The following is an 11952-nucleotide window of genomic DNA, read 5'->3' on the forward strand; positions in this document are numbered from 1 at the left end:
GCTCAGTGCACCGGCACAAAACCGTCACAAGTCCAAGAAGGCCTTTTCAGGGACTGGACGCTTCCGTAAATCATCTCGGATCGTACTTGGTTCGGTTTTTGCAGGCCTAGCGGCAAGGTTGGTGTTTGCTGGTGAACGATAGAGGCAGCTTTAGCCACATTTAGTTCAAATGCCGACCTGCTATTTCCCCCTACGAGCTGTTTGTCTGCTCAGCGACACAAGAGCAGACAAACAGCAGTCGCCTCATGTCGGTCATAAACGGAGCCTTGTTGGTTTCTGGAAAGCAGACGGTCGACAATACTTCTCGTTATCCGTCGATATCGTGCGCCGCGCGATCGAACTGCGTGTTGGTCGCCCATATATTGCGGCGCTGGAAGCGTATCGGCGACGTCGGTTCGCGGCGCAATTTACCAAGGCGGCGAACGATGCGGAGAGGCTGGCTCCCTGGTCGGATCAGGACGCAGCGCCACTTCGCCATGGGCGCGGCAGCCGAAGTGGTGCCCCACATTCTGATAGTCGACCCCTGAATGATGTTGACGCGCCGCAACTGATTGCCGCTCTGGCGAAAAAGGGCGGCAGTGGCCTCATGCCTCTATCGTGATGAATGCGTGGCTGTTAATTTCCCGGTCCAGCAAAGGGGAGCAGGCCAGCGTAATGCAATCCAATATCGAAGCACTTGAAAAACGCCTGTGGACGGCGGCGGATCAACTGCGCGCCAACAGTGATTTTGCCAGTAACGAGTATTTCTTGCCCGTCATGGGCCTGATCTTCCTGCGGCACGCCTACAGCCGCTATCTGGCAGTGAAGCCGGAGATCGAGGCGGGCTTGCCGAGCCGTGGCGGCGTGACCCGGCCGCTGACCAAGGAAGACTTCACCAGCCAGGGCGCGATCTTCCTGCAACCCGAAGCGCAGTTCGATCATCTAGCCAGCCTGCCGGACGGTGCGGATCGCGCAAAGGCGATCATTGCTGCCATGGAGGCGGTGGAAGGTGACTATGCCGCGCTGGCGGGCGTGCTGCCCAAAAATGAATATCAGCAACTGGAAAACGACGTTCTGGGCGATGTACTGCGCATCTTCAACGATCCGGCGCTTCAGAATGCCAAGGGTGATGTGTTCGGCCGCATCTACGAATATTTCCTGACGCAGTTTGCCGATCAGAGCGCGCATGACGGCGGCGAGTTCTTCACGCCCCCATCCATTGTGCAGATGATCGTCAACGCGATCGAGCCGGATCATGGCAGCGTGCTGGACCCCGCCTGCGGTTCGGGCGGCATGTTTGTCCAGAGCGCGCATTTCATCGAGAAGATGCAGAAAGACCCGACCAAGGTCGCAACCTTCTACGGTCAAGAAAAGAACGCAACGACCATCCGGCTCGCCAAGATGAACCTCGCCGTCCACGGGCTGGAGGGGCGGATTGAACCCGGCATCACCTATTATACCGATGCGCATGAACTGGTGGGAAAAGCCGATTTCGTGATGGCCAATCCCCCGTTTAACGTGGACGAGGTGGACGCGGAGAAGATCAAGAAAGACCCCCGTCTGCCTTTCGGCCTGCCCGGCGTGAACAAGAGCAAGAAGGTTTCCAACGGCAATTATCTGTGGATCAGCTACTTCTACAGCTATTTGACGGAAACGGGGCGCGCGGGCTTTGTCATGTCGAGCCAGGCGTCGAGCGCAGGCGGCGAGGAAGCCAAGGTTCGGCAAAAGCTGATCGAAACTGGCCATGTCGATGCGATGATCGCGATCCGGGGCAATTTCTTTTACACCCGCACCGTTCCCTGCGAATTGTGGATGTTCGACAAGGCGAAGGCGGCGGAGCATGCCGACAAGGTTCTGATGCTCGATGCGCGGCAGGTGTTCCGCAAGGTGACGCGCAAGGTTTTCGACTTCTCCCCCGAACAATCGCAGAATTTGACGGCGATCTTCTGGCTCTATCGTGGGCAGGAGGAGCGGTTCCGGGAACTGGTCGCCGCCTATCTGAACCGGGCGATGGCAGAGGCGCTGGCGGGCGACGCGGCGATGGAGCCGTTTCTGGATGCGCTTGACGGACTGATCGAGACGCTGGACGAAAGCGCGCCCGACGAATTGACCAACGCCCGCGCGGTTTTTCAGGCGGATTGGGACGCCTATGTCGCAGCAACCAAATCACTGGGCGACGAATGGGCTGACGGCACGGCTGCCATTGCCGAACTACATGAAGGCCATGACGATCTGGAGCCACTGGCGGAGACCAGCCGAGATCTGATGAAGCAGGTCGACCAGTTGTTCAAGCTGGCAGAGAAGGCGCATCGCGATACGGGCGGCAAACGGGGCAAAACCAGCCCGATCAAGGTGCTGGAGGAGGCGCGGGCCGAGGCCGTCGATCAGTTGAAACTGGTGCGCTACTTCCACCGGCAGGCACACTGGCTGCTGAGCCGCTTTCCCGATGGGCGGCTGGTCGCGGTGCCGGGGTTGGTTAAGCTGGTGGAGCGTGAGGAACTGGCGGCGAACGACTGGTCGCTGACACCGGGGCGCTATGTCGGCGTGGCCCCGGAAGAAGAGGATGAAGATTTCGATTTTGAAGGGGTGATGCGCGATATTCATATCGAACTGGCCAGGTTAAATGAGGAAGCGGGGGTGCTGGCAGCGCAGATTCAGGGAAATTTCGAAGGGTTGGGGCTTTGAGTTGGGATTGGGTCGCTTTTGCAGACGCGCCTCTGCAAATCATTGATGGTGATCGTGGGAAGCAGTATCCAAAACAGAGCGATTTTTTGAGCGAAGGACCGTGCCTATTCCTGAACACAGGCAATGTCACCACAAACGGTTTCGCGTTTGCGGATACTATGTTCGTGAGCGAGCAAAAGGATGCTGCGCTACGCAAAGGAAAGCTAACACGCGACGATATTGTGATGACCACAAGAGGGACAATCGGGAACTGCGCATATTACCATGCGCAGGTGCCTTATGAATCTGTTCGTATCAATTCTGGCATGGTGATCTTTCGGGCGCAGCCGGAAAGGCTGGTGCCTGCATTTTTATATCACTATCTGCGTTCAGATGTTTTTGGAAGTAAGGCTCAAGCCATTCGAAGTGGGGCTGCACAGCCTCAACTACCTATCCGCGACATCAAGACAATAGATCTACCGTTACCCCCACTCCCCAATCAGAAACGCATCGCCGCCATCCTGTCCGCCTATGATGATCTGATCGAGAATAATCGCCGACGGATTGCCTTGTTAGAGGAGGCCGCGCGGCAGCTTTACAAGGAATGGTTCGTTCGTTTCCGCTTCCCCGGCCATGAACATGTCAAAATCATCGACGGTGTGCCTGATGGATGGGAACGAAAATTACTGGGTGAAATTGCGCGTGTGGTAATGGGGCAAAGTCCGCAATCGAAGTTTTATAACGATGCCGGTATTGGCCTTCCTTTTCACCAAGGGGTCACAAACTACGGTTTTCGGTTTGTGAGCCATCACACATATTCGAGTGCGGTCACCAAACTGGCTGAAGCTAACGACATTCTTGTTAGCGTGCGTGCACCCGTCGGTAGGATCAACATTACACTTGATCGGATTGTTCTCGGAAGAGGGCTTTCTGCCATTCGTTCAAAATCTGGTCACCAATCGTTTTTACTGTACGCGCTGAAAGAGCATTTCTACGCGGAAGACATAATTGGAACGGGTGCGATCTATGCGGCAACCAACAAGAAAGAGCTTGAGGCTCAACAGATGTTGATACCGGTAGGGCCATTGGTCACAGCGTTTGAGGACGCATCCTTGCCAATTGATCGACAAATCACAAATCTAACCAAATCGGTCGAGTATTTAACGAAAGCCCGCGACCTACTCCTTCCCAAACTGATGAGCGGAGCGATAGCCGTATGAAGCCGTTGAATGAAGACACGCTGGTTCAGGCGACCATGGCCGACTATCTGGCCGATGCGCTGGGCTGGGACAGCGTGTATGCGTTCAACACCGAAACACTAGGTGCGGAAGGCACGCTGGGCCGCGCGTCCGAACAAGATGTCATCCTCACCCGCCATTTGGGCGAAGCGCTTATTCGGTTGAATCCCGGCCTGCCGGACTCCGCCTATGCCGACGCGCTTCGCCAGATTACCGATGCGCCACTTGGGTCGAGCCTGATGGCGATCAACCGGGATGCCTATGCGCTAATCAAGGATGGCGTGCAGGCCATTTTCCGCAATGCGAAGGGCGAACTGGTCAAACAGCGGCTGCGTCTGATCGATTTCGACACGCCCGAGAACAACCATTTCCTGTGCGTGCGGGAATTGTGGGTCAAGGGTGACTTGTATCGCCGCCGCGCCGACATTGTCGGCTTCGTCAACGGCCTGCCGTTGCTGTTTGTCGAGTGCAAGGCGGTCCACAAGGACATCCGCCACGCCTATGAGCAAAATCTGTCCGACTATAAGGACACGATCCCGCACCTGTTCCACCACAACGCCTTCATCATCCTGACCAACGGTCATGCGGCGAAGATTGGCTCGCTCTCCAGCCGTTATGAGCATTTCAACGACTGGAAGCGGCTGGAAGAGGATGAGCCGGGCGTTGTCGATCTGGAGACGATGCTGAAGGGCGTCTGCGCGAAAGACAATTTCATCGACATCCTGGAAAACTTCATCCTGTTCGATGACGGCGGCGAACGTCTGGTTAAGATCGTGGCGCGTAATCACCAGTTTCTAGGCGTCAACCGGGCCATCGCGGCGGTGAAGGATCGCAAGGCGCGCGAGGGTAAGCTGGGCGTGTTCTGGCACACGCAGGGATCAGGCAAGAGCTATTCCATCGCCTTCCTGACGCAGAAAGTCCATCGGAAGATCGGGGCGAACTTCACCTTTCTGGTGTGCACCGACCGCATCGACCTGGACAGCCAGATTTACGGCACCTTTGCCGGATGCGGGCTGGTCAACAACGACAAGGCGCAGGTGCGGGCCGGAACGGGTGCGGAGCTGAAATCGCTGTTGGCGGTGCAGAAACCCTATGTCTTCACGCTGATCCATCGCTTCAATCAGGATGTAAATCCCAACAATCCCTATTCGGATCGCGACGACATCATTGTCATCACCGACGAAGCGCATCGGACGCAGAACGGCCTGCTATCGCTCAACATGCGCAACGCCTTACCCAATGCCAGCTTTCTGGGCTTTACCGGTACGCCGTTGATGACAGGCGACGAGACGACGAAGCAGACGTTCGGCGACTATATTTCCACCTATGATTTTCAGCGCGCGGTGGAGGATAATGCCACCGTGCCGCTTTATTATGACGCACGCGGGGACAAACTGGGCGTCGCCACCAACGACCTGAACGAGAGGATCGCAGCCAAGCTGGAAGAGCTGGAACTTGACGATCCCAATGTGACCGAACGGCTCGAAAATGAGCTGAAACGCGAATATCACATCATCACCGCCGAGACCCGGCTGGACACCGTCGCGGCGGATTTTGTGGAACATTACACGACCGGCTGGGAAAGTGGCAAAGCGATGCTGGTCTGCATCGACAAAGTGACGTGCGTCCGCATGCACGCGCTGATTGCGAAGCATTGGGATTTGCGGATCGCCAGCCTTGAAAAGGCACTGGCGCAAGCGACCGACGAACAAGATCTGGCCGACCGGCAGCGCCAACTTGCATGGGTCAAGGCCACCAGGACGGCGGTCGTGGTTTCGGAGGAACAGGGCGAAGTCGACAAATTCCGGAAATGGGATTTGGACATCGTGCCGCACCGGGCGCTGATCAAGAATGGCTTTGAAACGGACGACGGCAAGCGCATCGATCTGGAAACGGCCTTCAAGAAACAGGACCATCCATTCCGTATCGCCATCGTCTGCGCCATGTGGCTGACCGGTTTCGATGTGCCGAGCCTCTCGACCCTGTATCTGGATAAACCGCTGAAGGCGCACACGCTGATGCAGGCCATAGCGCGCGCCAACCGGGTAAGTGCTGGGAAGAACAACGGCCTGATTGTCGATTATTGCGGAATATTGAAGAACCTCCGCAAGGCGCTGGCCACCTATGCCGGGACGCCTGGGGGTGGGGTGGGCAATCCGGGCGATCCACCGCCAGAAATCGATCCGGTCCGACCACCCGAAGAACTGCTGGCTGATTTGGAGGAGGCGATCGAAGCGGCGGAAGGCTTCCTGTCCGCACGTGAGTTCCGGTTGCTCGACATATTGGAGAAGGTCGGATTTGATCGGAACAGGGCGATTATCGATGCCAAGGAAGCTGTCAACGAAAATGACGAAAGCCGCAAACGCTTCCAGATCATGGCGCGCGAGGTGTTCAAGAAATTCAAGGCATGCGTGAACTTCCGCGCCGTGAATACCTATCGCAAACGGTTTGCGGCGATCAAGGTCATCTACAACAGCCTGGATGAGGATGTGAAGAAGGCCGACATATCTGACATCATGCGTGAACTGCATGCTGTTGTGAATGCGAGCATCGAAACGCAGGTCGATCCCAACGATCAGGATGATCGGCTGTATGACATTAGCCGGATCGATTTCGAGAAGCTGAAGAAAGAATTTGAACGCAGCCCCCGCAAAAATACGACGGTGCAAAGCCTGAAGGATGCCATCCAGAAAAAGCTGGAAATGATGCTGCGCCAAAATCCACTACGCACGGATTTCCAGAAACATTATGAGCAACTGGTCTCGGAGTATAACAGCGAGAAGGATGCCGTGAACATCGAGCGGACCTTCGCCGCCCTGCTGGTGCTGGCGGAGGAACTGGATGGCGAACAGCGTCGTGCAGTGCGCGAGGGATTGGACGAAGAAACCTTGGCCCTATTCGATTTGCTGATGAAGCCTGACTTGGAAAAGAGCGATATTGCCAAGCTGAAAAAGGTCGCAGTCGGGCTATATGAAGTTCTGAAACAGCAATTGGATGCCGTGCAGGATTTTGCTGGGAAGCAGGCGACGCGGGATGCGGTTCGCGTGGCGATAACGAACTTCCTCTACGATGATCGAACCGGCCTTCCCCAAAGCTATAAGCTGAACGAAGTGGATTTAAAGGCGCAAGCGGTCTTTGCCCACCTGCTGACCAGGCGCAGTCTGGATCTTCATGCCGCGTGATGCTTCGACGTTGGAGGTAATTTGAAGGGGCACGCGGGCTCTGTCTAAATGGATCGACCAGTTCCGGTGAGAACTGATATTCGCAGCCCCTTGCTGGAACGGCTCATATTGGTCGGTAGGCGTCATGAGCATGGGCACAGGCGACGTCCGCTTTCGGTTATCGCTTGCCGATAACCGACATTCCGCTTCCCCCCCAAAGCGGTCAAAGCGCATTATTTTTGTAAAATCAGTTCCGCCATATCGTCCAGTCGTGCCTTATGGCGCCCCCAGTCCGGCATTACGCGTTCCAGAAGGGACCAGAACGCGGGACCATGATTGTGTTCCTCCAAATGACAAAGCTCATGCAGGATCACATAATCAATGCAGTCACGCGGGGCTTTCACCAAATGCGGGTTCAGCGTGATGGTGCCCCCTGGTGAGCAATTGCCCCATTGTGTCTGCATCACCTGAAGCTTCAGGGCAGGAGGTGTTCTGACCCACAACGTTGTGGGGAGGAGGGCAGACAGGCGATGGCGGAACACGTTCTGTGCCCGCGTAAAATACCAGAGTTCCAGAAGTTTCTGAATCCGTAAGGCGCTGCGTTCCTGAATGGACACTTCTAGTCGTCCCCGCAACATGCGAACGGTTTCAGGCGCATCAGGCTGATGATGCACCTTCAAAAGATGCCGCCGCCCCAGATAGCAATAACTTTCCCCACTGACATAGTCTCGCAGTGTGGCGTGTTCCTGCACCGCTTTGAAATCCCGCCGCTTCTGCCAGATCCAGCGGGTTCTCTGCTGAAGCGCCTTGTCCAGATCGGCGTCGGACGTCCCTTCGGGGACCACGGCCTGGACGGTCAGATCGGGATGAACCTTGATACGCAAAGTCGTGCCGGGGCGCGTCCGTGCTACGAGCTCTACGGTGATCTGCTCGCCGCCATAGGTAAGAAGCCGTTTGTCCGTCTCGGACATGCTTAACGCCCCGAGTGATCAGCCGGACCAGCCCGCATGATTTGAATGACCTGTTCGATGACCTCCTGAGCTTTGTCGATCCCAAAACCGACCTGTTTGCCGACATTGAACAGCAGCCCCAGAAGCTGTTGGCGAACGGCTTTTTCCATGTCCGGGCGACTGAGTGAGTTCTCCCGCACCGCCTTGTCCACGATTGTGTCAATCTGGAACGCGAGATCAATCCAGCGCTGGTTTTCCTCATCCGTCTGCTTATGGTTGAAAATGGCCGCGAGTGTTTTCAGGAATACGCCGTAATAGGCCTGTGCATGGCGGTGTCCGTCAAAAACAGACGGGATATTGTCCAGCTTGCGTTGGGCCACCTGTTCCTCAAACTCTTGAAACAGCATGAACTGCTTGAGCGGATGGTCGAACAGGCTCTCTGCCTCTTCAATCACCTTGCGTAGCAGGGCCGAGAAGGCTTCCTTCGCATAGGGATCATCCTGCATCTCGTGGTCGATCATTTTCGTCACACGGGTGCGGATCAGATCCGTCTCGTTGCGGGTTTTCTCCTCGCTCCAGGTCTCCGGCTGACCATTTTCCGGCTTCTGGCCCATCTTGCCGACCGCATACAGCCCCTGGGAGTCATGAACCTTCACCCCGGCCACATGCCGGTCCAGCAGCTTTTTCACCTGCTCGGCATACTGGTCGAAATCGACTTTTTCACCCGTATCCTGCAGCACCATTTGCCGCAGACTGGTCAGCTGCTTCAGCGTTTCCTTGTGGGTGGCGCGGTCCTTTTCCGTAAAGCTGGTGTCTTCAAAGAACGCCACGGATTGCAGCGCCACCTTCAGGCAGGCGGCAAACTTTGTCAGCGCCTCATAAAAATCATCCCGGCGCTTGAGGTTCACATCCACCATCTGACCGTGCTCTTCCACCATGCGCGGCATCAGCACGGCACGAAGCTGCTGGATGTCGCTTTTGTTCTTCACCCCATCAAAGATGGCCCACAGGGCTTTGTGCAGGGCAGGGAGTTCACGGTATTCCGTGCTCATCTGGCTATAGAGGCCAGCAATATCCTTCGGGTCATACCCGCCGACATTTTCGGCCGCCAGTTCATCATATTTGGCCAGTGTGGTGTCCAGCTCTGCCAGGATGCCGCGATAATCAATCAGCAGCCCATGCTTCTTCTGGTCATGCAGGCGGTTCACGCGGGCAATGGCCTGAAGTAGATTGTGCTGCTTGAGGGGTTTGTCGATATACAGCACCGCGTTCTTCGGTTCGTCAAAGCCGGTCAGCAGCTTGTCGACCACGATGATGAGCTTGAGATTGGGATCGTTCTCAAAGCGGTCAATCACATCTCGCGTGTAGTCTTCCTCGCTCTGGCTGTCGACATTTTCCTTCCACCAGCTCTGGATTTCCGGCTGCTTGCGCTCATCGACTTCCGTATGGCCTTCACGCGTATCGGGCGGGCTCATGACGATGGCACTTTCAAACAGACCGACCTCGTCCAGATACTGCTTGTAGCGGATGGCGGAGAGCTTGCTATCACAGGCCAGCATGCCCTTTAGGCCGCTGTCGATGTTGCTGTCGAAATGTGTGGCCAGATCCATGGCGATCAGCCGGATGCGGTCATCGGCCTTGTAGACCTGATTGGCGCGGGCAAAGCGCCTTTTGAGGTCGGTGACCTGTTCCTCGGTCAGCCCCTGTGTGATAGGTTCGAACCAGGCATCAATGGCCTCATCATTAACATTAAGATCAGGCTTGCGTTCTTCATAGAGCAGGGGCGTGACCGTCCCGTCCGAAACAGCCTGCTGCATGGTATAGGAGTGGATGATCCTGCCGAACCGGCTGGTGGTTTCGCTGCCCTTGAGCAGCGGGGTACCTGTAAAGGCAATGAAGGCGGCATTGGGGAGCGCGTGCTTCATGCGGGCATGGTTTTCACCGCCCTGACTGCGATGGCCTTCATCCACCAGCACGATGATGTCCGCACTGTCATTATGACATTCGGGCAGGGTGGTGGCGGTGTGAAACTTGTTGATGAGCGAGAAGATGATCCGTTCCTGCCCATGCCCGATCTGCTGCGCCAGACGGCGGCCAGAGGTCGCCAGCGCATCTTCCTTGTCCTTCTTGTCTGCCAGTTCGCCGCCGGTGGAGAAGGTGGTGCTCAACTGGCGTTCCAGATCCTTGCGGTCTGTGACCACCAGAATACGGCACTGTTTGAGGTCATCATCCAGAATGAGGGCGCGGCTGAGGAACACCATGGTGAAGGACTTTCCCGACCCTGTGGTGTGCCAGACCACGCCGCCTTCACGCCCGCCATCGCTGCGGCGGGACTTGATGCGTTCCAGCAGGCGCTTGATGCCGAAAACCTGCTGATAGCGGGCGACGATTTTGCCCGCCTTGCGGTCAACCAGCGTGAAGAACCGCGCCATGTCCAACAGGCGTTGGGGCGAGAGCAGGCCGATCAGCAGCCGGTCCTGATCCGTGACATGCAGCGGGCGGGAGGCCCAGTCCTCGAACCACGCGCGGTCTGACGGTTTTCGCTCGGCAAACAGCGCGTCTTTCTGGGCCGACGAGAGTGGCGTGTTCTTGAGCGCCTCCATCCGGCTTTCGGGAATGTCTTCTTCCTTCCAGCTTGCCCAGAATTTTTTGGGCGTGCCGCAGGTGCCATAGCGCCCCTCATGGCCGGTGATGGAGAGCAGAAGCTGGCTGTAGGCAAAAAGCTGCGGAATTTCGTCCTTGTTCTGGTTGCGGATGCTCTGGGAAATCCCGGCCTCCACGGTCGGGCCTTTGCCCGGCTGACCATCGGGGCGCTTGGCCTCGATCACCGCCAATGGAATACCGTTGACGAAGCACACGATGTCCGGCCTGCGGGTCTGCGTCAGATCCGTACGCAGAACGTTGTATTCCTCGGTAAAGGTGAAACTGTTGTTCTCCGGGTTTTGCCAGTCGATCAGCGCGATGGTCGGGGTGGCTTTGCGCCCGTTGATGAACTCGGTAATGGCGATGCCGAACAGCAGATGCGTCGTCATCTTTTCATTGGCGTCACGCAGGCCGGAGACAAAGTCCGGGTGCATGACGATGGAGACAAGCCGCTCAATGGCCTGATCGGACAGGGCGTGCTCCTGTCCTTCAAACGTAAAGTGCCGTTTTTTCAGTTCCGCCCGCAGGATTGTGTCCAGCACCACGGCACTCTGCTTGCCGCCCCGCAAGGCGAGTGCTTCGGATGTGGGCAGGAACCGCCAGCCGAGTGTGCTGAGCAGCGCCAGCGCCGGAAGCTTGGCGCTGAATTCTTCCTGAAATTTCGGGGCGGGAGCCATGGTGTCAAATATCCTGCGAACTGAAATGAGTTAATCGACCGTCACGCGGCGCTTGCCGGTCAGAAGCTGCTGCATCAGGGCTTTTTTCTCCTGACGCAGGCGTGCGAGGTCGGATTCAAGGGCGGTGATTTCTTCGTCCGCTGTGGTCAGGACAGTGGCGATGGCTTCCTGTTCGGGGATGGGGGGAGTTACAACAGAAAAGTCCTTTAATGTTCCAAGTTTGATATATGGCATTGCCCCATGTTGTTTTTCCTTTGAAATATCTAAAGGTAAGAAGAACTCTATGAAATGTAGAAGGAAAAATACTGATATATTCATGAAATCACTCAATATATAAGTTCTCTGATAAGCCTCGAATTTTCCGTTGTAATAATGTGTTTTGCCAACTTCTCCATTTCCTGCGATGAGTATGGCTTCACAGTCGTAAGAATAATTCTCGCTAAATGTATGTTGTTTCGCACAGGTGAAAAACGGATATTCCCCATTTTCACATCCTTCATTTACATCTTTTTTTCCTGTTTTTATCTGACAGACATTAGACAGTGTCTTTTTCTTCCACTCCCCCGTGAACCCCGGCAGGCGTTTTTTGCCTGTGAGGAGTTGCTGCATGAGGGCTTTTTTCTGCTGCTGGCTGTTGGCC

At 56.1% G+C, this 11952-nt stretch carries 6 protein-coding genes; 3 read left to right on the top strand and 3 right to left on the bottom strand.

Annotated features, from left to right (window positions below):
- The first annotated feature begins 654 nt into the window (after positions 1 to 654).
- From A0U94_RS05900 to A0U94_RS05910, 3 genes are read left to right on the top strand one after another with little or no spacing between them, the layout of a single operon-like run.
- Positions 655 to 2664 carry a class I SAM-dependent DNA methyltransferase gene (locus tag A0U94_RS05900; protein WP_077803874.1) on the top strand — a complete coding sequence of 670 codons (2010 nt, stop codon included), beginning with the start codon at positions 655 to 657 and terminating at the stop codon, positions 2662 to 2664.
- Entirely contained in the window at positions 2661 to 3863 is a 1203-nt protein-coding gene (locus tag A0U94_RS05905) for a restriction endonuclease subunit S (RefSeq protein ID WP_077802773.1), read from the top strand. Before A0U94_RS05900 ends, A0U94_RS05905 begins: the two co-directional genes overlap by 4 nt.
- Positions 3860 to 7063, top strand: a complete 3204-nt coding sequence (locus A0U94_RS05910) for a type I restriction endonuclease subunit R (RefSeq protein WP_077802774.1) — start codon at positions 3860 to 3862, stop codon at positions 7061 to 7063. Before A0U94_RS05905 ends, A0U94_RS05910 begins: the two co-directional genes overlap by 4 nt.
- 212 nt (positions 7064 to 7275) lie before the next feature.
- Here the strand turns inward: A0U94_RS05910 and A0U94_RS05915 are convergent, their stop codons facing one another.
- Genes A0U94_RS05915 through A0U94_RS05925 form a run of 3 tightly spaced genes read right to left on the bottom strand, consistent with a single transcriptional unit; the run spans position 7276 to position 11921 of the window.
- Positions 7276 to 8013, bottom strand: coding sequence for a M48 family metallopeptidase (locus tag A0U94_RS05915; protein WP_077802775.1), 738 nt, complete (start codon positions 8011 to 8013; stop codon positions 7276 to 7278).
- Between the two features lie 2 nt (positions 8014 to 8015).
- Complete coding sequence (locus A0U94_RS05920) at positions 8016 to 11312, bottom strand: type I restriction endonuclease subunit R (protein WP_077802776.1); 3297 nt, start codon at positions 11310 to 11312, stop codon at positions 8016 to 8018.
- A 30-nt stretch (positions 11313 to 11342) separates the two neighbouring features.
- A complete protein-coding gene (locus A0U94_RS05925) occupies positions 11343 to 11921 on the bottom strand; it encodes a restriction endonuclease subunit S (RefSeq protein ID WP_077802777.1) in 579 nt (192 codons plus the stop codon).
- Positions 11922 to 11952 lie beyond the last annotated feature (31 nt).

Origin of the sequence: Gluconobacter albidus, assembly GCF_002005485.1 — a bacterium.
Classification (GTDB): domain Bacteria; phylum Pseudomonadota; class Alphaproteobacteria; order Acetobacterales; family Acetobacteraceae; genus Gluconobacter; species Gluconobacter albidus.